This window comes from Streptococcus sp. 1343 (assembly GCF_013277355.1).
Taxonomy (GTDB): domain Bacteria; phylum Bacillota; class Bacilli; order Lactobacillales; family Streptococcaceae; genus Streptococcus; species Streptococcus pseudopneumoniae.
In genome coordinates this window covers 19195-38421 of the sequence record NZ_VMMT01000049.1, presented here as the reverse complement: position 1 = coordinate 38421, position 19227 = coordinate 19195, and the positions used below count along the sequence as shown (strand labels likewise).

Genomic DNA, 19227 nt, shown 5'->3' with positions numbered 1-19227 from the left:
CGTCTTGGTCTCATTTTCTTTCCCTCCCTACGCTTGACTAAATGCGTTCAGTTCCATGATTTTCATCTTGGTATTGGTGCTTGGCTCCCACGTCATCCAGTAAGCTAGAGCGGCATCCGCATGCTTCTTGGGTAGCAAGTCATAGCGACTAATGTTGAAGTGGTCTTTAAAGTCAATCTCAGCTTGTCTAAATACCGACTGAGCAAAAATCTTATCCGCATAAGCTGGGCTATCAATGCCACCCAGGCAAGCCACAACCCTAGCCTTACGCTTCTTCAGGAGCGACTGAGCATAGCTTGGATGAATCGGTTGCTCACTCTTGAGGTAGTCAATATCCTCCAGCATGGTCGTCTGTTGCTCACGCAATTTCTTCTGGCCAGTGAAGAGAGCGATAAAAGCATCCTCGTCCAAATCCTCGCGAATAAATCCGCCCTGCTTACGAATAGCTGGCAAGACCTCTGATGTCACCCAGCGCTTGAACTCCTTAGCTTGAGGCAACTTGCTGGATAAGATAAGAGAGTAGAGACCAGATTCGTTGATGATCAACATATCCTGTGTTCCACCACTAGTAGGGATGCCCTGTTTTAGGGCGTCCTCTTCATCAACGTGAAGAGCAATCGCATTTCTAGCCTTGCTATATCCTAGGATGTCTGCAACATCTTTCCCAACGAACCACGGCTCGTCATCAATTGTCAAAGTACGGACTTTCTGCCCGTGAAAATTAAAAATTTCGTTCATAATATTCCTTTCTAAATTTGATATAATGAAATAAAACTCGCCAGAGCTATTTAAGTAAAGTATTTTTAAACGACTGTTTGACAGATACTATATGAGGCGCTTCACGGTTATTTATATAATCAACCTGAATAAGTGTCTCTGGCACTTCATCTTTCTTTGTTTCCCAAATTATCTTGATACCTTGAAGACAAATATCTTCTGTTTGAAAATCAACCCCGTTCAAAATAACTCGTGGAATACTAGAGTCGCTATCTATCTTAATTTCTAAATTTTGAATTGGTAGTAAATTTTTTGATAGGCTGCTCATATCTCTTTCCTTCCTATTGTTCTCCCCATTTTGCTATAATTAAAGCAGATCCTTGAGAAATTCTTCAAGTTCCTTACGCTGAGACTCAGCAAGCTCTGCTCTTTCAATAGCTTGTTGAGTCATCAGTGTTTTAAGACTACTACTTAATTTTTTTCTATCGATGTAACTATTTTTAAATCCCTTATTTGCCATATCTTCCTCTCCTTTCTATTTTTCTCTCCTTTTTGCTATAATAAAAGCAGAAAGGAAGTGATCTAACGCCACAAATCACCAATGATAATGTCTAGATTTGGACACTCTATATCACAGTAATAATTGCAGTTATCGGTTTTGTTTTTAATACCATTTCACTCTGGCAAACAAAGAAAGCTACAGAGGATATGGCAAAGCCTTATATTAATGTTTATGTAGATGTCTATGCAGTTAAAAATCAACAACGTACCTTTGTTTTTAAAAACTTTGGCCAAACTCCAGCATATATAGATAATATTCAGATAGATGGCGAATTGGATCCATTGAATTCTGTACACCGCTTCAACTCACTTATCGGAAATATGATTGCCCCAGGACAAAAATTTACATCATCAATAGACCCAGATTATAAAGGTCGAATTACACTGACAATTACTTACTCCGATAGCAAGAAACACAAATATATAGACAAGTTTGTACTTGATGCTACATTGGCATCTGCAATGTTCTACACTGTAAACGAGAGCAATAAAAGCGATTCTCCAGCTACAGCTATCAGACAATCGACCATGGCTCTATTACGCGATCTACGATAGAACCATCTCCGAGCGATTTTACAGTTCAAACATCACGTAAGAATTCAATTTTTATCTCAACAGTTTCATCGACAAGTGTATTGGCGATGATTTTATTTTTTGCGTCAATCGCTTCGTTCAAGTCTTTACAAGTTAATTCATAAAATACATTTACATTTGCATTCATCTCTTCCCCTCCTACTCCAGCACCTTACTGCCGACTACCAATCGTTTAACGACAACGTCCATCTCCTTAAATTCAGCATTCTCTGCACAGTAGCGGACGCTCTCGCTGATGATGTGACAAATAGATACGCCGTATTCGTTCGCCAGCTCCGTAGCGATCTCCCAGGCATCTCTGTCAATCCGTGTTACTTTTTGCGCTGCGTTGTTCATAGTATTTCCTCCTACAACATATCTTCTACCCTACACCCTAGCGCCTTGGCAATGACCACCGCCTGCGACAGCGTCACCGCCTTCAGGTCGTTCTCGATCCGTGACAAGGTCGTGTAGTCTATCAAGGTTCGCTTGGCAAGCTCACGCAAGCCCAGCTTTTGAGCCGTTCTCAGCTCCCTCATTTTCGCTCCATACATCGACTTCTTCCTTTCTACTAATAGGTCTTTTCAAAACTGTTGGTACTTGTCAACAGTTTTGATAGAATTATTCTATCGATTTTGAAAAAGTTTGACCTTTTTGACTTTTGTTAGATGTACATGAGAATTTCTCAAGTTGTTTTTTTAAAATTAAGCTCCTAGTAAATCTTTGGAGCTTACGCCATATTTCTCATAAATTTTTAAAAGATGTTTTGGCTTAATTTTATAAATATCTTTTTCCCATGATCCAACTGTTTGTGCGCTGACGCCTATACTTGCGCCAAATGCCTCTTGAGATAATTTCCCATTCTTTGCACGAATTTCTGCTATTGTTATTGTTGGTTTAGGCAACTTAGTACCTCCTTTCTAGCAGTCACTAAAAGAACCAATGCCAGATAAATAATGCCCAGATAAGTGCAACAACCAACCAACCAAGCCTATATTTCCAGCGTCCTATTTTTTTATCTTCTGCTTTCATTTTTCTAAAAGACATGCTATAATCGTATTATCAAATAGGGTTTTGGGGCTTACGCCCCTCCCCCTCTCCCTTAGTCTTTAACTAGAGCTAAGAGATATTTGATAATCTCAACTATTGCTGGTATCAATGCTGAGATGATGATTGCCTTGGACTCATTGCTCCAAGGCTTTTTATGTCGCCTGGATTTCTTTGTCCGTTTCATCTTACGACTTAGCATGTCTTTCCTCCTTGTTTTATTTAGTTGATTACCTCAACCATGATTTAATTATACTTGATTTTTTCTCAAGTGTCAATAGTTTACTTGAGATTTTTTCAATTTTTTTGATTTTTTCTATACTGTACTTGATAATTTCTCAAATATATTATAGAATATAGTTGAGAAAAAGAGGTAAAACAAATGGAAAACATACAAGAAATATCTTATAGAATTAGAGAATTACGTTTAGCAAATAATTTAGAACAAACAGAAGTAGCTGATTACTTAGGGTATAAATCAGATACAACGGTCTCGAAATGGGAAAATGGAAAAAATTTGCCAACTGGTGCTAAATTAGTGAAATTAGCAAAACTTTTCAACACAACAACAGATTATATTCTACACGGTAAAGATATAAATACCACAGCGTCCCCAGATTTGCTCACACAGCAGATAACGGACAAGGTGGTACAATTAACCCCAGATAATAAAAAAATCGTGCTACGGACTTCTGAGGAGCTTCTGGAGAGACAAAAAGCAAACGGCGAGATGTACACAGAACAAAACGAAGAAGAAACGAAGATAAACGAAGTGTCGGAAGTTATCAGCTTGTATCAAGTTGAGGTTGTATCTGAGACGGCAGCAGCTTCTGGATTTAACTATGGATTTGGGTACGACGATACAGACAGAGAGACTATAGAGGTTGACGAGCAACCACCACGTCACGATATTGCTACCAAGGTCAGCGGAGACTCCATGCAGCCTGACTACCAAGACGGAGACATTCTCTATTTAGTAGACAAAGGACTGACCACCTACAACGGAGACCTAGCAGTTATCGCATACGGAGACCGTTCTTACTTCAAAAAGATCTATACCGAAAACGGACGCTTACGCCTCGTATCACTCAATGACAAGTACGAAGACATCACCCTAGACTTCCCACCAGCCGAAGACACACACATCAAGATCTATGCAGTAGTCGGGGTGTATAGAGGGGAATAAAATGAACAAAGAAAATCCATATTTTGAACAAACCAAACAAAACTACATAGAAGTTGAAAAACTCTATAAACTTGGTAAAGCAAAACATACATCTTCTAAATACCGATTTCTTGCGCCAGCAGTTAAAAGACAATCTGAACAATTCTTATTTGAAGCTAAGACTCAAAAAAGAAAATATTGGAAATTCAGTCGTGGCTCTCTGATATTCGTAGAGTTTGGTGTAAATATAGGCGGAGAATTATCAAATAATCATTGGGCTATTGTCTTAGACAAAGTAGATAGTCCCTATAAAAAAACACTTACAGTAATTCCTCTAACATCTAAAAATCAAATAGATACTGTACTCATAGACGAAGTCATTGCGGAATATCCTTCTATTTTGCTTGATGAATATATTGAAAAATTACACAAAGAATTATTTGCCTACCTAAAATATTTAGATTCCAATAATGCAATTACTGAAGCTGCCTTATTGGATGTCTACCAAGCTTATACAGAACAATTTTCAAACGAAATAATTCAACCTAAGATAATAGACGGTGACAACCTTAAACGGACACAATCAGAAATAACTGACGTTATTGAATTAACTCAATATTACAAAAAATACATTAAGCGTTCTTATGCCAAGTGTAATAACCTTCAAACAATCAGCAAAGATAGAATTTTAAAGAAAAATAGATTAGATCCAATCGGAAAAATGAAGGTATCTGATAACACATTGGACAAAATTAACGAAAAGTTAAAAGAATTATACCTTTTCTAATCTCTTGACATTTTTTAATAATTATATTACAATACAGCTATTAGGAGTTTAGCTCCATAAAGTTTACATTTGGATTTTAGATCCATATCGTGATGGTAGCCGTATTTGATACGGCTACTTTTCTTTTTATCTAGCATCTCTTTCCATTCTGGAAACAACTCAAAAAATCCCCACACTCGCCATCGCCAAACTTTGAGTGTGAGGATTTAACTTTCCATCTAGCAAGCAATGGAAAGGATGATAAAAAAATACAACTATAGTTTATCATAAGTTCTACACCTTTTCAACTATGCGGGCAAGCAATCGAAAAGAAAGGACTTTTTATGATAAAAAAATACATCACAAAAAAAGGAGAGACTAGATATCTCTTTCAAACATACCTGGGCATAGACCCTGCTACTGGAAAAGAAAAACGCACAACACGACGTGGTTTTAAAACCATAAAGGAGGCAAAGGCTGCCGAACGTGACCTTCTCTTAGACGTTGAAGAAAATGTTTTTTCAAACAATGAAGATTTTCAGAACCCTACTTTCGCTGAAGTCGCTGAGTTATGGCTTGATAGCTATAAAAGTACTGTAAAACCAACAACCTATCAGAACGTTAAGAAAAAACTTCGTATTATAATTGACTCATATTTTACAGATATGAAAATTCAGCAGATCAGTGTAGCTTATTGTCAAAAGGTTGCTATCCAGTTAAGTAATCGCTATATCCTATATGCCAATTACTACTCTGTAATCAGCCGTATTTTCAAGTATGCCGTTTCTCTTGACATCATTAAGTTAAATCCCTTGGACAAGATTATCAAGCCTAAAAATAGACCCTTAAAGGGCAAAGAGAACCACTATACAAAACAGGAACTAACGGAGTTTCTTAAAGTTTACAAAGTAAATTGTAAGCCAGTAGACTACACCTTTTTTCACTTGCTCGCTTTTTCTGGATTGAGAACTGGAGAATCAATTGGCCTCATGTGGTCAGATGTTGACTTTGAAAATAAGTTGTTAAGCATTTCTCGCACGGCTGTCGTGATTGGTAAAAAACAAACTGTTCAGGATCCTAAAACCAAAAGGAGTAAGAGGGTTATCACCTTAGATGATGAAACTCTGAATGTTTTGAAACTCTGGAAACGACAGCAAATAAAAGAATATTTCCAGGCTGGTGTGCCTTACAAACGTGAATCGAATTATATATTTACGAATAGTTTCGGAGGATGGATTTCTCCTTCAGCTGTTAAAGAGAGACTTAGAAGATTCTTTTGTGAACATAAAGATGTCAAAAAAATCACTCCTCACGGTTTCAGGCACACACACGCTTCTCTCCTCTTTGAAGCTGGTATTACAGCCAAAATTATTTCGGACAGATTAGGTCACAACAATGTTCAAACAACCCTTGATATGTATACCCACATCAATGATAATCAACGTTTTGAAGTCGTTGATCAGCTCATGGATTTCATTCGCTCCAGCTAAAAGTAGAGTCGTATTCAATCTCGTATTCACTTTTGGTTGACATGCTAGAAACCCACTGATTTCAAGGGACTAGGAAGCTGTGAGCAGTTTATACCATAATCCGCTTTCAACGATAAAGAAAAGGTAAGAAAAATGAAACATTTAGAAATTGAATTGAAAACACTATTGAAAAAAGATGAGTATGATCGTCTAAAAGACCAGTTCACAGGTGTCACTCCTGTTCTTCAAAAAAATTACTACATCGACACACCTGATTTTGAGCTGCGAGAAAAGAAAGTTGCTATGCGCATTCGAACTTTTGAAGACTGGGCAGAATTGACACTCAAAGTCCCGCAGAGTGTTGGAAACATGGAATACAACCAAAAATTGCAACTAAAAGATGCTGAAAACTATCTGAGCAAGAAAGAATTTCCTCAAGGGATAGTATTGGATGAATTGGCGAAACATGGTATCCAAACTAGTGAATGGCAGGTTCTTGGTTGTCTAACAACGCTTCGCTATGAAATGCAAACAGCTATTGGCCTCATGGCACTGGATGAAAGTCAGTACTTTGATATGACAGATTATGAATTAGAGCTTGAAGTGGAAAATCATGAGCAAGGCAAACAGGATTTCCAGCAATTTTTAGAGGAAAATCAGATTTCCTATCAAAAAGCTCCTTCAAAATTGGTTCGATTTGTCAAAAGCATGAAAAATAGCTGAAATAATCTCCATTTTTTGGTAAAATAGAAAAGATAAAAATACACAGGTTCTAGTTCATATATGTAAGATAAATATCACTAGGATTTAAAAAGTTTACAGAGGACGGTCTATAATGTCAGATAGAAAAAACATGAAACTTTTCGCACTCAACTCTAACCAAGAGATTGCACAGAAAATTGCTGAAGCTGTTGGTGTCCCACTTGGAAAACTATCGTCACGTCAATTTTCAGACGGAGAAATCCAAGTGAATATCGAAGAAAGTGTCCGTGGTTATGATGTTTACATCATCCAATCAACAAGTTTCCCTGTCAACAACCACCTAATGGAATTGTTGATCATGGTCGACGCTTGTGTGCGTGCAAGTGCCCACAGTATCAACGTTGTCCTTCCATATTTTGGCTATGCACGTCAAGACCGCATTGCTTGTCCTCGTGAGCCACTTACAGCAAAACTAGTTGCCAATATGCTGGTTAAGGCTGGGGTTGATCGTATCCTGACTCTTGATTTGCATGCCGTTCAGGTTCAAGGTTTCTTTGATATTCCAGTGGATAATCTTTTCACTGTCCCCCTATTTGCAAAACATTACTGCGATAAGGGACTACTCGGTTCAGATGTTGTTGTCGTTAGCCCTAAAAATTCAGGTGTCAAACGTGCGCGTAGCTTGGCTGAATATCTTGACGCTCCTATCGCCATTATCGACTATCCTCAAGACGATGCAACTCGCAACGAAGGTTATATCATTGGTGATGTTGAAGGTAAGAAAGCTATCTTGATTGATGATATTTTAAATACAGGACGTACCTTCTCTGAAGCTGCTAAAATCGTTGAACGTGAAGGAGCTACAGAAATTTATGCTGTTTCTAGCCACGGCCTCTTCGTCGAAGGAGCTGCTGAACTTCTTGACAATACTAATATTAAAGAAATTCTTGTGACTGATTCAGTAGCAACAAAAGAAAAAACTCCTAAAAACGTATGCTACATCACTGCTAGTGAGTTAATTGGTGATGCTATCGTCCGTATCCACGAAAGAAAACCAGTCAGCCCACTCTTTGCCTACAACAAAAAGAAATAAGGTGATTCTTTGATTTATTTGGACAATGCTGCAACGACTCCTATGTCAGCAGTTGCTATTTCAGCTATGACCGAGGTTATGCAAGAAACCTATGGAAATCCTTCTAGTATTCATGCTCATGGTCGTCAAGCTGGCAAACTATTGCGAGAAGCCCGTCAGGAGCTAGCTCAGTTACTGGGGACAAAACCTCAACATATCTTTTTCACTTCTGGTGGGACAGAAGGCAACAATACTGCTATCATTGGTTACTGCCTTCGTCACCAAGAACAAGGAAAACATATTATCACAACTGCTATTGAGCACCATGCTGTCCTTGAAACAATTGATTACTTGGTTCAACACTTTGGTTTTGAAGCAACCATTATCCAGCCAGAAAATCAAGAAATCACCGCCCAGCAAATTCAAGAGGCCTTACGTGACGATACGATTTTGGTTTCTACCATGTTTGCCAATAATGAGACTGGAAACCTACTGCCCATTGCTGAAATTGGCCAAATACTCAAGCAACACCCAGCCGCCTATCATGTCGATGCAGTTCAGGCTATTGGTAAAATCCCTATACACCCAGAAGAATTGGGCATTGATTTTCTCACTGCTTCTGCCCACAAGTTCCATGGTCCTAAGGGAATCGGTTTTCTCTACGCATCTAGCATGGATTTTGATTCCTATCTTCATGGCGGAGACCAAGAACAGAAAAAACGAGCCGGAACTGAAAATCTAGCTGCCATCGTAGGTATGGTTGCAGCCCTAAAAGAAGACCTAGAAAAACAGGAAGAACATTTCCAACATGTACAAAATCTAGAAACTGCCTTTCTTGCAGAGCTAGAAGGAATTCAGTATTACGTGAATAGAGGACAACATCATCTCCCTTATGTTCTCAATATTGGATTTCCTAATCAGAAAAATGACCTTTTACTCCTTCGGCTAGATTTGGCTGGAATTTCTATCTCTACTGGCTCAGCCTGTACGGCAGGCATTGTCCAATCCAGCCATGTTCTTGAAGCCATGTACGGGGCAAATTCAGAACGCTTGAAGGAATCCGTTCGTATCAGTTTGTCGCCACAAAATACTGTTGAAGACCTACAAACCCTCGCAAAAACCTTAAAAGAAATTATCGGAGGTTAGCCATATGGCATTTGAAAAAACCATTCAGTTAAAAAATTGTCGTTACGACTACACTCTTAGCCCTTCTGTTAAAAAATTCACCCTCAAAGATAACACCTTTTTTGAGACTAAGGTTGGTAACTATGAATTGACTCGCCTTTTGGAAAAAGTGCCAAACAGCGGTGAAGGCTTCCAACTCAAAATCATCATTAACAAGGAACTTACAGGGGCTAAAATCAATATCACTGACAAGTTTGGTCTTCGTCTAGTTGATATTTTCAAATCAGAAGACCACCACATTCATCAGGAAAAATTCTACTTCCTCATGGATAGCTTGGTAGAACGTGGTGTCTTTACAAAATCAGAAAGATAGGTCCCATATGTTTGAATTGACCTATAAGGACAGCTATCATGTAGAGCGTACACTCAAGTATGAGGATTATGAAGCTCTCATGCTGGCTCTGTCAGGATGTGTGACCCTGCCAGATACACTTTATGTAACTTCTCTGACTTTTAATAGCCAGAAAATTTATCAGGGTCTGGTCGGAGACCTCTACCGTTTTCTATCACATACAGATTTTTTACATCAAAACTAAGATTTTTCTTAGTTTTTTCTTGTTTTTGTTGATTTTTTCACAATGTTTCTATAAAATAGAAGAATAGAAAGGTTGTGATTTTGTGAAAGATAAACAGTTTGCTATTCCAAAAGCTACAGCGAAAAGACTCTCTCTCTACTATCGAATTTTTAAGAGATTTCATGCAGAAAAGATTGAACGTGCCAACTCTAAACAAATTGCAGAGGCTATCGGTATTGATTCAGCGACCGTACGTCGTGATTTTTCCTATTTTGGTGAACTTGGTCGTCGTGGTTTTGGCTATGATGTCAAAAAACTGATGACATTTTTTGCCGATTTGCTCAATGATAACTCTATTACCAATGTCATGCTGGTTGGTATTGGAAATATGGGCCATGCCCTTCTCCACTACCGCTTTCATGAGCGTAACAAGATGAAGATTATCATGGCATTTGACCTGGATGACCATCCTGAAGTCGGTACCCAAACTCCTGACGGGATTCCCATTTACGGAATTTCTCAAATCAAGGATAAAATCAAGGATGCCGATGTCAAGACTGCTATCCTGACCGTTCCCAGTGTTAAGTCACAAGAGGTTGCTAATCTCTTGGTAGATGCTGGTGTGAAAGGAATTCTTAGTTTTTCACCAGTCCATCTGCATTTACCAAAAGATGTGGTCGTTCAGTATGTCGATTTGACAAGTGAACTCCAAACCCTCCTCTACTTCATGCGAAAAGAGGATTAGAAAGCGAAAATCATTTTATGAAAAAACCAGTTATTGGGATAACAGGAAACGAAAAAACTCATCCAGATGATGACATCATGATGAGCTACGCAGCAAAAGGCTTTGTGGAAGGCGTTAAAGACGCTGGAGGGATTCCCATCATCCTACCGATTGGTGATCAAGAAATGGCCTGCCACTATATCAGTATGATTGACAAGCTCATCTTGACAGGTGGGCAAAATGTTGATCCAAAATTCTATGGTGAACCAAAAACCATTGATAGCGATGACTACCACCTTCAAAGAGATATATTCGAACTAGCCCTCATCAAGGAAGCTATCAAACAGCAAAAGCCTATTTTCTCCGTCTGTCGTGGGACTCAGCTTTTTAACGTTGCCATGGGCGGAACTCTGTACCAAGATATCGAAGATCATTGGCAGAATTGTTCTGCCGAGTACACAACTCAACGCTTGGTGACAGAACCTGATACTGTTCTCCGAGAAATCTATGGAGAAATCTCCCATATCAACTCCTTCCATCACCAGAGTATCAAGGATTTAGCACCAAATTTAAAGATTGCGGCTCATGATCCTAAAGATGGTATTATTGAAGCTGTCATGAGTACGGATGATGTTGCCTTTCTCGGTGTCCAATGGCACCCAGAATTTCTATTTGAAAATCGCCCCAAAGATAAAAACCTCTTTGACTATGTTGTTAATGAACTTTAGATTAAATCTGTCTTTTCACGGTAACTAAAGTAACTAGATTGTGAGACAATCAAATGGTCCAAGAGGACAATCCCCATCAGGTCGCAGGCTTCTTTAACAATTTTAGTGACATGATCATCATTTCGGCTAGGGGCTACCGCTCCCGAAGGGTGATTGTGGACCAAGATGAGTGAAGTCGCCATATGCTTGATAGCATAGTGAAGAATCTCTCGCGGCTCAGCGATACTACGAGTTGCAGAACCGATAAAAATGGTCTGTTGATGAATGATTTGATTTTGAGTATTGAGATAGAGCGCCACCAGGTGCTCTTGTTTTTTGTCCCCCAATTCCTGTTGCATCTTCTTGGCCAACTTTTGACTGCTGAGAATACTTTCCATCTCAAGAGTCTCGTGTTTGTGAATACGATGGCCCAGTTCAATCATAGCTTGTAATTCTATGGCCTTAACACGGCCGATACCAGACAGACTCTGCAATTCCTGCAGGGTCATTTTTTTCAAATCCGTTAGGCTTGAAAGATTGCTCAAGACTTTCTGGGCAATTTCAAAAACGCTAGCTTGACGTGTTCCTGTCCTGAGTAAAATAGCTAGCAACTCTTGATTACTGAGCGCTTCAACTCCTTCCTTGGCCAGTCTTTCTCTTGGTAATAGTGAATCTTCTTGGAATGAAATACTGTACATAAAAATCCTCCTCACTTTATTATTCGTGAGAAGGATGAAAAATTAGATTTTTTTCTCAATTGGGGCCACACTAGCCAAAAGTTTTTTCAAACCTACTTCTGGGAAATTGATTTTCAATTCCTGCGTAGCACCGCTACCTGAAACTTCCACAACAGTTCCCTCTCCCCACTTCTTGTGGAGGGCAATGTCACCAATGGACCAATTTGCCTCGCTAGAAGCTGATTTTGCTCCAGCTGTAAATTGACCAAATGGGAGACCGCTTGACTGGATAGATTTTGGGGCAGCACTGCGTTTACGGTCTTGAAGAGCCTGGGCAAGACTCATACCTTGACCGAAGGCAACCCCACCACTGCTATAAGATGCCTTAAAGCTTGTATTTGCTGGACGAGCCAGACCTTGATACTCAAGTAAGTCCGAGCTGATTTCGTTAATAAAACGAGTGGGACGGTTGTAGTTGATACGACCAAAAAGCAGGCGCGAGTTGGCATTTGTTAGATAGAGAATTTTCTCTGCACGCGTAATTCCTACATAGGCCAGACGGCGTTCTTCTTCTAATTCATCTGGATTCTCGGCTGCACGACTAAGTGGAAAGACATTTTCTTCCATCCCAATCAAAAAGACAACTGGAAACTCGAGACCTTTGGCAGCATGCAGGGTCATCAAGGTCACTTCTGATGTCTCCTGACTACCTGAATCTGTGTCCGCAATCAAGGCCAAGTCATTTAAAAAACGACTCAGTTTATCCAGACCAGTTTCTTCTTCTGGCCCATCAGAGGTGTCATCAAAGTTTTTCGTCACAGAGAGGAACTCCTCGATGTTTTCTACACGAGCCTTGCTTTCTAAGGTCGCTTGGGCGTTAAGAATATCGACGTAACCTGTTTTTTCTAGGACGGCCTCAACCAACTCAGTAATGCTTAAGTGGTCCAGTTGCTCTCGCAAATCTAACATCATATTTGCAAAATCCCAGATATACTGGGCTACTTTACCCTTGATACCAGACAACATGATATTGGCTGAAGCATCTAGCATAGACATGTTTTGCATATTTGCAAAGTCACGAATTTTCTCAACAGTACCTGGCCCAATTCCACGTTTTGGTTCGTTGATAATACGCTCAAAACTGATATTGTCACTCAAATTAGCAATAAGATTAAGATAAGCGATAATATCGCGGATTTCCTTACGGCTGTAGAACTTGGTTCCACCAACCATGGTATAAGGAATGTTTGACTTGAGCAGGGCTTCCTCAATAGTACGAGACTGGGCATTAGTCCGATAGAGAACTGCAAAATCCTTGTGAAGGAAGTTTTGACTGCGACTAAGTTCATCGATGGTTCTGGCTACAAATACAGCCTCATCTAGCTCATCATCGGCACGATAGTAAACGATTTGCTCCCCATCAGCATTTTGAGTCCAGAGATTCTTGGGACGGCGATTTTTATTATTTTTGATAACCTCATTAGCCGCTTGGAGAATTGTTTTAGTGGAACGGTAATTCTCCTCCAACAAAACCACCTTGGCTTGGGGATAATCTTTCTCGAAATCCAAAATATTCTGCATATCAGCACCACGCCAACCGTAGATGGACTGATCCGCATCCCCAACCACACAGATATTTTTAAAGCGTGAAGCCAAGAGTTTGACCAATTGATACTGAGCGTGGTTGGTATCTTGGTACTCATCAACATGGATGTACTGAAACTTCTGCTGATAGTAGGTCAAGACATCAGGATTTTGATCAAAGAGACGCAGGGTCAGCATAATCAAATCATCAAAGTCAACCGACTCCGACTGACGCAGTTCTTTCTGATAAGCTGTATAACACTGGGACACGATTTGCGTATACATATCGCCAGCTTGGGCAGCATAAGCTACATCATCAATCAGATCATTCTTAGCATTGGAAATGGTTCCCAAAATAGTTCGTTCATTCCATTTTTTAGGATCCAAGTTCAACTGCTTGAGAATGCGTTTCATGAGAGTTCGCTGCTCCCCTGGATCTACAATAGTAAAATTGCGATTGTAACCAATATGGTCCGCATCGCGACGCAGAATACGCACACACATGGAGTGAAAGGTCGCAATCAGACAGTCCTGAGTAGCTGGATTAAGGCTATAAGCACGCTCTTTCATCTCACGCGCAGCCTTGTTAGTGAAGGTAATAGCCAAGATATTCCAAGGATTGACCAGCTTTTCATCGATTAAATAAGCGATACGGTGGGTCAAAACTCGGGTCTTTCCAGAGCCAGCCCCCGCCATAATCAACAAGGGACCTTCTGTCGTTTGCACCGCCTCAGCCTGACGGTCATTCATTCCATTTAATAATGCGTTCATCTTCTCTTCCTTACTCTTGAAGTCAATATTTCTATTATATCAGAAATCAGGGAAAATAGAAACTTTACGGGGAGTAGCAAAATATAGCGGATTGAAACTAGAATACTACACTGTAGGTTTCTAAAACACTCGACTTTTTCACTTAATTTTTTCATGAACTAGCTCAATACATCAATATAAAAAAGGTAAATTTAAGATTGGCAATACGAACGTTAAACAGAATTCCATTTCTCTTTTTAAAACCAAAACAACGATATCGTAAAACCTCTACAGGAACAATAGATTGCGACACTAAAATATTCTCCCCTAGTTTTGCTTTACTAATAGTATATAGGAGGAGAGCCCTGAATCCTAGACCCTCTGTTATGATGTGGTTACAAACAGAGTTGGAAAAAATCTTAAAGTCAGAAAAACGCATGATATCAGCCCCTAACACTTGATACAATGCGTTTTATTATGAAAAGATCTACTGGATTTTTTATCAAAATAAACTTCCAGTAGTCTTTTCAATTTTTATTAATAAGTTCCTTCTTCACCTTGGCTAGTCAAGATAACAGGTCCATCTTTCGTAATGACAAATTGGTGTTCATACTGACATGACAATCCACCGTCAATGGTCTTATGCGCCCAACCGGTTTTCATATCTGTATCGATTTCCCAGTCACCTGTATTAATCATTGGTTCAATAGTCAAGACCATTCCTTCACGGAGACGAAGTCCACGACCAGCAATACCATAGTTAGGAACCATTGGTTCTTCGTGCATGGTTGGGCCAACACCATGACCAACCAAATCACGCACTACACCGTAACCACGACTTTCAGCGTATTCTTGAATGGCTGCACCAATATCACCAATACGGTTCCCAATAACAGCTTGCTCAATCCCCTTATACATTGCTTCTTTAGTTACATCCATCAAGTTTTTCACTTCTTCGGACGGTGTACCTACAGCATAAGCCCAACAAGAGTCTGCTAAACCACCAGAATAGCTCTGAGTGTATTTCTTCATTTGCTCAACATTGTTGAAGTTTAATTTTGAGACATTCAAATCAGACTTAGCAATTGGACCTCCCAAAACCATGTCAACCTTGAGCAAATCACCATCTTTCAAGATATAGTGACGAGGGAAAGCATGAGCTACTTCATCATTAAGAGAGCAACAGGTAGCATAAGGATAGTCCATCATGGCACCGTCAACTCCAATCTGAAGCGGAAGGAAATTTTCTTCCTTACAACGACGGCGAACGTATTCTTCAACTTCCCACATATCTACGCCAGGCTTAATCAAATCACGCAAGCCAATATGGATACTTGCTAAAAAATCACCGGCCTTATCCATAGCTTCGATTTCACGAGCTGATTTTAATGTTATCATTTTTTCTCCTAGTTTCTAATTAATTTTAACGGTTACATTTGCTTTTGAAACAATCTGATGACCATGATAAATATCGTAATCAATAATAGCTGACCGTCTAGTATGGTGGATAATGCGTGCTTGAATGCGCAGTGTATCATCTATCTGAACAGCCTGCAAAAAGTAGATGAGCATCTGCTCGATAATGAGATTGCGACCACTATTCACAACTAAATCTTGGGTCATGTGAGTCAGTATCTCCGCTAATACACCATTAGCCAAAACACCGTTTTTCTCAAGCATAAAGGGTTCCACTGTAATGACGACTTCATCATGGTGATAAGCGAGTTTTTGACCAATCTGCTCAGAAAAAGTTGGTAGAGCAGAAACTTGGGAACGACTCATCTTCTCCATGACATCTCGTCGTGTCACAACTCCAAGCAAGGTTTGATTATTCCGAACAACCGGTACCATTTCAAAGTCTTCAGCAATCATCCGTTGACTCACATTGGCAATATTTGTCGATAATCCAACTAAAAATAAACTACGAGACATGACCTTGTCAATTGTGGTACTTGGTGACTTATCACCAGCATCTCTCATGGTTACAATGCCAACAACAACCTGATGTTGATTGATAACAGGAAAACGACTGCTACGATTCTTGCGTACCAAGTACAAATAATCTTTAACGGTGTCTGTCTCTCTCAGAAAACCATACTCATGACTTGGACGATAAAGCTTCTCAACTGTCAAAATATCAGTCTTGATTTGGACATTTGACAAGGCTTTATTGATCATAGTCGCAACAGTGAAAGTGTCATGCTTGCTTCTTAGAACAGGAATCCCTTTTTGATTTGCCAGTTTAAGCACATCATCATGAACATGAAAACCACCTGTAACCAAAACGGCATTTTCATTTTCCAGCGCTAGTAATTGGATACGGGTCCGGTCTCCGACAATCAAGAGTCCCCCATCATGAAGGTAGGATAGGATGTTTTGTTCAGTCATGGCACCGATAGAGAACTTACTAAATTCTCTCTCTAAACCTTCTTTCCCAGCCAGAACCTCAGAAGAAGTCACCTCTGCAATTTCAGCAAACGCTAATCTCTCTATAGCAACTTTCTGGGATTTAACACGAATTGTTCCACTTCTAGGACGGGTCTCCACAATTCCACGGTTTTCAGCTTCTTTAATAGCCCGATAGGCTGTTCCATCACTAACTCCTAGATGATTGGAAATACTACGAACACTGACTCTTTTACCTACTGGTAATTCCTCCAAATAGCTTAGAATTTCCTGATGCTTACTCATTGAACTCTCCTTTTACATACCGAAATTCAAGATAATCCCGCATTTTTCTTGTGTAACGATCACTTCCTTTAAACTGACGAATCAATCGAAATCCAGACTTAAGGGCAACCCGTTGACTTGCTTCATTTTCGAGATGGGTAATAATAGATAATTGTTTTAAATCAAATTCTTCAAAAGAAAGCTGACAAATTTTTCTAACAACCTCTGTCATAAATCCTTGCGACCAAGCATCTTTTCTCAAAAAATAGCCAAGCTCAGCTTCTTTTTTGATTTCATCTAACTTCTCAAATTTAATAGAACCAATCATTTGTTGATTTTTCTGGTCACAAATTGCCCACACTCCCAAAGGGGACTTCATAAAGTAATTGGCAAGTGCATACTGACTTTCTTCCAGACTTGCCTGCGTTGGGAAAATAAATTGAAGATTTTCTGGATTTGAAGCTACCTCGTGGAAGTCCTGATTATCACTAAAAAAGAAAGGACGCAAATACAAGCGATCCGTTTCAAAAAAAGAAAACATTGCTAATTTGGTCCAAATATTCATAAACACCTCTACGGTTTAATACTCAACAAGTCTAATATCCGCTCCTAGATTACGTAATTTTTCGATAATATCAGAATAACCACGTAAGATAAACTCGACATTGATAATTTCAGTTTGTCCCTCGGCCATCAAACCAGCAATAACTAAAGCTGCACCTGCTCTCAGGTCAGTTGCTTTAACACTGGCTCCACGTAAACTACGTCCACCCGTGTACAAAATATGACCATTTGTTGTCGAAATGTTCGCATCCATCTTTACTAGTTCAAAAACATGATTTACACGTTTTTCGTAAATCGTATCGACAATTGTACCACGACCATTCGCTCTTAGTAAAAGTGGGGTAATCGGTTGTTGCAAATCAGTTGCAAAGCTTGGGTAAGGAGCCGTCTTAATATTGATTGCTTTCAAATTAGACTGTTCCTCGACAAAAATGCTGTCTTCAGATACAGTCATTCTCACTCCCATTTCTTCCAACTTAGCAATAAATCCTTCTAGGTGTTCGTAAAGAACATTATTGATACGAATTCCTTTACCAACTGCAGCAGCTAAGGAAATATATGTTCCAGCTTCAATGCGGTCTGGAATCACCTGATGACGGGTCCCATGTAATCTTTCGACACCATCAATAATGATGATATTGGTTCCTGCCCCACGGATATGGGCACCCATATTATTCAAGAGGGTAGCTACATCAATAATTTCAGGTTCACGGGCTGCATTTTCAATAATAGTACGACCATTTGCTTTAACCGCAGCAATCATCGTATTAATCGTTGCTCCTACACTAATCGTATCCATGTAAATACTTGTACCATGAAGTCCTGTATCTTTAGCAGATAACTTCATGTTATCTCCCTCGTAGCTAACAGTGGCACCCATAGCTTCAAAAGCCTTAAGGTGTAGGTCAATCGGACGAGGACCAAGGTCACATCCTCCAGGCAAGCCAACTGTGGCTTCACCAAAGCGACCTAAAAGACTTCCATAAAAATAATAAGATGCACGAAGACTATTGATTTTCCCATAAGGCATTGGAATATTTTGAACACCTCTTGGATCAATCTCCAAGACATCGTCATAACGCTTAACAGTAGCTCCCATCAATTCCATAATTTCGACAAGACTGGCTACATCCGAAATATCTGGAACGCAATCCAAAGTCACCACATCATCAGCCAAGATAATAGCCGGAATTAAGGCCACAACACTATTTTTAGCACCACTAATAGTGATTTCACCTTGTAGTGGTAATCCACCATTGATAACAATTTTTCTCATTCTAAGTTTTCAATACTCTCTCAAGATTTCTAATAAGGTCTTTAAAATAAATTATATCATAAATGCAACCTTTTTTCCATCCTTTTCAATTTTATTGGATAAATCAGAGTTGATGAGTTAGTCACTGATACTCAATGAAAACCAAAGAGCAGATTAGGAAGCTAGCCGCAGGCTGCTCAAAACACTGTTTTGAGGTTGTAGATAAGACTGACGAAGGCAGCTCAAAACACTGTTTTGAGGTTGCAGATAGAACTGACGAAGTCAGTAACATATATATACGGCAAGGCGACGCTGACGTGGTTTGAAGAGATTTTGAGTATAATCTTTCTCGAAGCGCTATTACCCCTTTTTTGTCCCCTGAAATCGAGTAGGAGCTAAGACTAGCTCCCTTATCTAAGTATCGGAATACGGCTGTTCAACTAAACTTTAGAAAGAACTTCTCCCCCTTCTCTCAGTTCACAGAAGCGTTTTATACATACCGTCCTATATTTCATGAACAAGAC

Annotated in this window: 26 protein-coding genes; 12 read left to right on the top strand and 14 right to left on the bottom strand. The window is 39.5% G+C overall.

Annotation, left to right across the window (positions count from 1 at the left end; translation table 11 throughout):
* Positions 1-27: 27 nt before the first annotated feature.
* The 3 genes from HT709_RS07700 to HT709_RS07690 are packed head-to-tail and all read right to left on the bottom strand — an operon-like array spanning position 28 to position 1237.
* Positions 28-738 carry an ORF6C domain-containing protein gene (locus HT709_RS07700; RefSeq protein ID WP_001002367.1) on the bottom strand — a complete coding sequence of 237 codons (711 nt, stop codon included), beginning with the start codon at positions 736-738 and terminating at the stop codon, positions 28-30.
* A 46-nt stretch (positions 739-784) separates the two neighbouring features.
* On the bottom strand, positions 785-1045 hold the full coding sequence (locus HT709_RS07695; protein ID WP_000097024.1) for a hypothetical protein: 261 nt from the start codon (positions 1043-1045) through the stop codon (positions 785-787).
* 39 nt (positions 1046-1084) lie between these two features.
* Complete coding sequence (locus HT709_RS07690; RefSeq protein WP_001284486.1) at positions 1085-1237, bottom strand: hypothetical protein; 153 nt, start codon at positions 1235-1237, stop codon at positions 1085-1087.
* 188 nt (positions 1238-1425) lie between these two features.
* Here HT709_RS07690 and HT709_RS07685 point away from each other — a divergent pair, with 188 nt between their 5' ends.
* Entirely contained in the window at positions 1426-1833 is a 408-nt protein-coding gene (locus tag HT709_RS07685) for a hypothetical protein (RefSeq protein WP_001118395.1), read from the top strand.
* Positions 1834-1858: 25 nt separating this feature from the next.
* Here HT709_RS07685 and HT709_RS07680 read toward each other — a convergent pair whose 3' ends face one another.
* From HT709_RS07680 to HT709_RS07660, 5 genes are all read right to left on the bottom strand, one after another.
* Entirely contained in the window at positions 1859-1999 is a 141-nt protein-coding gene (locus HT709_RS07680) for a hypothetical protein (protein WP_000993374.1), read from the bottom strand.
* An 11-nt stretch (positions 2000-2010) separates the two neighbouring features.
* The gene (locus HT709_RS07675) at positions 2011-2208 is read right to left on the bottom strand and encodes a hypothetical protein (RefSeq protein ID WP_001057655.1); all 198 of its coding nucleotides are present in this window, start codon (positions 2206-2208) and stop codon (positions 2011-2013) included.
* 11 nt (positions 2209-2219) lie between these two features.
* The gene (locus HT709_RS07670) at positions 2220-2405 is read right to left on the bottom strand and encodes a helix-turn-helix transcriptional regulator (protein ID WP_000274132.1); all 186 of its coding nucleotides are present in this window, start codon (positions 2403-2405) and stop codon (positions 2220-2222) included.
* 150 nt (positions 2406-2555) lie between these two features.
* Complete coding sequence (locus HT709_RS07665) at positions 2556-2756, bottom strand: helix-turn-helix transcriptional regulator (RefSeq protein WP_050365350.1); 201 nt, start codon at positions 2754-2756, stop codon at positions 2556-2558.
* A 197-nt stretch (positions 2757-2953) separates the two neighbouring features.
* On the bottom strand, positions 2954-3100 hold the full coding sequence (locus HT709_RS07660) for a hypothetical protein (RefSeq protein WP_014017253.1): 147 nt from the start codon (positions 3098-3100) through the stop codon (positions 2954-2956).
* Between the two features lie 180 nt (positions 3101-3280).
* Between HT709_RS07660 and HT709_RS07655 the strand changes: the two genes are divergently transcribed.
* From HT709_RS07655 to HT709_RS07610, 10 genes are all read left to right on the top strand, one after another.
* A complete protein-coding gene (locus HT709_RS07655) occupies positions 3281-4084 on the top strand; it encodes a S24 family peptidase (RefSeq protein ID WP_000427977.1) in 804 nt (267 codons plus the stop codon).
* Between the two features lies 1 nt (position 4085).
* Positions 4086-4850, top strand: coding sequence for a hypothetical protein (locus tag HT709_RS07650; protein WP_001031294.1), 765 nt, complete (start codon positions 4086-4088; stop codon positions 4848-4850).
* A 323-nt stretch (positions 4851-5173) separates the two neighbouring features.
* Positions 5174-6319 (top strand): site-specific integrase, encoded by a 1146-nt coding sequence (locus tag HT709_RS07645; RefSeq protein WP_000592966.1) that lies wholly within the window; start codon positions 5174-5176, stop codon positions 6317-6319.
* 132 nt (positions 6320-6451) lie between these two features.
* Complete coding sequence (locus HT709_RS07640) at positions 6452-7021, top strand: CYTH domain-containing protein (protein ID WP_000681273.1); 570 nt, start codon at positions 6452-6454, stop codon at positions 7019-7021.
* A gap of 112 nt (positions 7022-7133) precedes the next feature.
* Positions 7134-8093 (top strand): ribose-phosphate diphosphokinase, encoded by a 960-nt coding sequence (locus HT709_RS07635; RefSeq protein WP_001283810.1) that lies wholly within the window; start codon positions 7134-7136, stop codon positions 8091-8093.
* Positions 8094-8102: 9 nt separating this feature from the next.
* Entirely contained in the window at positions 8103-9218 is a 1116-nt protein-coding gene (locus tag HT709_RS07630) for a cysteine desulfurase family protein (protein ID WP_172925648.1), read from the top strand.
* Positions 9219-9222: 4 nt separating this feature from the next.
* A complete protein-coding gene (locus HT709_RS07625) occupies positions 9223-9570 on the top strand; it encodes a DUF1831 domain-containing protein (RefSeq protein ID WP_000863540.1) in 348 nt (115 codons plus the stop codon).
* A gap of 7 nt (positions 9571-9577) precedes the next feature.
* The gene (locus HT709_RS07620) at positions 9578-9793 is read left to right on the top strand and encodes a DUF4649 family protein (protein ID WP_000462493.1); all 216 of its coding nucleotides are present in this window, start codon (positions 9578-9580) and stop codon (positions 9791-9793) included.
* Positions 9794-9875: 82 nt separating this feature from the next.
* Positions 9876-10517, top strand: coding sequence for a redox-sensing transcriptional repressor Rex (locus HT709_RS07615; RefSeq protein ID WP_000653403.1), 642 nt, complete (start codon positions 9876-9878; stop codon positions 10515-10517).
* A 17-nt stretch (positions 10518-10534) separates the two neighbouring features.
* Positions 10535-11224: a gamma-glutamyl-gamma-aminobutyrate hydrolase family protein gene (locus HT709_RS07610; protein ID WP_172925647.1), complete on the top strand. Its 690-nt coding sequence runs from the start codon at positions 10535-10537 to the stop codon at positions 11222-11224.
* On the opposite strand, the gene radC is transcribed toward HT709_RS07610, so the two are convergent.
* The 6 genes from radC to HT709_RS07580 all read right to left on the bottom strand — a co-directional run bounded on the left by radC (position 11221) and on the right by HT709_RS07580 (position 18724).
* On the bottom strand, positions 11221-11901 hold the full coding sequence (radC, locus tag HT709_RS07605; RefSeq protein WP_000286927.1) for a DNA repair protein RadC: 681 nt from the start codon (positions 11899-11901) through the stop codon (positions 11221-11223). The two genes, HT709_RS07610 and radC, sit on opposite strands and share 4 nt — an antisense overlap.
* A gap of 42 nt (positions 11902-11943) precedes the next feature.
* Entirely contained in the window at positions 11944-14235 is a 2292-nt protein-coding gene (gene pcrA / locus HT709_RS07600) for a DNA helicase PcrA (protein WP_172925646.1), read from the bottom strand.
* A 516-nt stretch (positions 14236-14751) separates the two neighbouring features.
* Complete coding sequence (locus tag HT709_RS07595; RefSeq protein WP_000631540.1) at positions 14752-15612, bottom strand: methionyl aminopeptidase; 861 nt, start codon at positions 15610-15612, stop codon at positions 14752-14754.
* Positions 15613-15627: 15 nt separating this feature from the next.
* Complete coding sequence (gene spxR, locus HT709_RS07590; RefSeq protein ID WP_000033818.1) at positions 15628-16905, bottom strand: CBS-HotDog domain-containing transcription factor SpxR; 1278 nt, start codon at positions 16903-16905, stop codon at positions 15628-15630.
* Entirely contained in the window at positions 16898-17449 is a 552-nt protein-coding gene (locus HT709_RS07585) for a GNAT family N-acetyltransferase (protein ID WP_001028719.1), read from the bottom strand. Before HT709_RS07585 ends, spxR begins: the two co-directional genes overlap by 8 nt.
* A 15-nt stretch (positions 17450-17464) precedes the next feature.
* Entirely contained in the window at positions 17465-18724 is a 1260-nt protein-coding gene (locus HT709_RS07580; RefSeq protein WP_001227095.1) for a UDP-N-acetylglucosamine 1-carboxyvinyltransferase, read from the bottom strand.
* 134 nt (positions 18725-18858) lie between these two features.
* Here HT709_RS07580 and HT709_RS07575 point away from each other — a divergent pair, with 134 nt between their 5' ends.
* Positions 18859-19029, top strand: a complete 171-nt coding sequence (locus HT709_RS07575; RefSeq protein WP_000849970.1) for a hypothetical protein — start codon at positions 18859-18861, stop codon at positions 19027-19029.
* Positions 19030-19227: the final 198 nt, after the last annotated feature.

What these genes read in the sequence shown, in the direction of transcription:
- HT709_RS07700 (WP_001002367.1), bottom strand. Translation starts at nt 738, where the DNA reads ATGAACGAAATTTTTAATTTTCACGGGCAGAAAGTCCGTACTTTGACA.
- HT709_RS07695 (WP_000097024.1), bottom strand. Translation starts at nt 1,045, where the DNA reads ATGAGCAGCCTATCAAAAAATTTACTACCAATTCAAAATTTAGAAATT.
- HT709_RS07690 (WP_001284486.1), bottom strand. Translation starts at nt 1,237, where the DNA reads ATGGCAAATAAGGGATTTAAAAATAGTTACATCGATAGAAAAAAATTA.
- HT709_RS07685 (WP_001118395.1), top strand. Translation starts at nt 1,426, where the DNA reads ATGGCAAAGCCTTATATTAATGTTTATGTAGATGTCTATGCAGTTAAA.
- HT709_RS07680 (WP_000993374.1), bottom strand. Translation starts at nt 1,999, where the DNA reads ATGAATGCAAATGTAAATGTATTTTATGAATTAACTTGTAAAGACTTG.
- HT709_RS07675 (WP_001057655.1), bottom strand. Translation starts at nt 2,208, where the DNA reads ATGAACAACGCAGCGCAAAAAGTAACACGGATTGACAGAGATGCCTGG.
- HT709_RS07670 (WP_000274132.1), bottom strand. Translation starts at nt 2,405, where the DNA reads ATGTATGGAGCGAAAATGAGGGAGCTGAGAACGGCTCAAAAGCTGGGC.
- HT709_RS07660 (WP_014017253.1), bottom strand. Translation starts at nt 3,100, where the DNA reads ATGCTAAGTCGTAAGATGAAACGGACAAAGAAATCCAGGCGACATAAA.
- HT709_RS07655 (WP_000427977.1), top strand. Translation starts at nt 3,281, where the DNA reads ATGGAAAACATACAAGAAATATCTTATAGAATTAGAGAATTACGTTTA.
- HT709_RS07650 (WP_001031294.1), top strand. Translation starts at nt 4,086, where the DNA reads ATGAACAAAGAAAATCCATATTTTGAACAAACCAAACAAAACTACATA.
- HT709_RS07645 (WP_000592966.1), top strand. Translation starts at nt 5,174, where the DNA reads ATGATAAAAAAATACATCACAAAAAAAGGAGAGACTAGATATCTCTTT.
- HT709_RS07640 (WP_000681273.1), top strand. Translation starts at nt 6,452, where the DNA reads ATGAAACATTTAGAAATTGAATTGAAAACACTATTGAAAAAAGATGAG.
- HT709_RS07635 (WP_001283810.1), top strand. Translation starts at nt 7,134, where the DNA reads ATGTCAGATAGAAAAAACATGAAACTTTTCGCACTCAACTCTAACCAA.
- HT709_RS07625 (WP_000863540.1), top strand. Translation starts at nt 9,223, where the DNA reads ATGGCATTTGAAAAAACCATTCAGTTAAAAAATTGTCGTTACGACTAC.
- HT709_RS07620 (WP_000462493.1), top strand. Translation starts at nt 9,578, where the DNA reads ATGTTTGAATTGACCTATAAGGACAGCTATCATGTAGAGCGTACACTC.
- HT709_RS07610 (WP_172925647.1), top strand. Translation starts at nt 10,535, where the DNA reads ATGAAAAAACCAGTTATTGGGATAACAGGAAACGAAAAAACTCATCCA.
- radC (WP_000286927.1), bottom strand. Translation starts at nt 11,901, where the DNA reads ATGTACAGTATTTCATTCCAAGAAGATTCACTATTACCAAGAGAAAGA.
- pcrA (WP_172925646.1), bottom strand. Translation starts at nt 14,235, where the DNA reads ATGAACGCATTATTAAATGGAATGAATGACCGTCAGGCTGAGGCGGTG.
- HT709_RS07595 (WP_000631540.1), bottom strand. Translation starts at nt 15,612, where the DNA reads ATGATAACATTAAAATCAGCTCGTGAAATCGAAGCTATGGATAAGGCC.
- spxR (WP_000033818.1), bottom strand. Translation starts at nt 16,905, where the DNA reads ATGAGTAAGCATCAGGAAATTCTAAGCTATTTGGAGGAATTACCAGTA.
- HT709_RS07585 (WP_001028719.1), bottom strand. Translation starts at nt 17,449, where the DNA reads ATGAATATTTGGACCAAATTAGCAATGTTTTCTTTTTTTGAAACGGAT.
- HT709_RS07580 (WP_001227095.1), bottom strand. Translation starts at nt 18,724, where the DNA reads ATGAGAAAAATTGTTATCAATGGTGGATTACCACTACAAGGTGAAATC.
- HT709_RS07575 (WP_000849970.1), top strand. Translation starts at nt 18,859, where the DNA reads ATGAAAACCAAAGAGCAGATTAGGAAGCTAGCCGCAGGCTGCTCAAAA.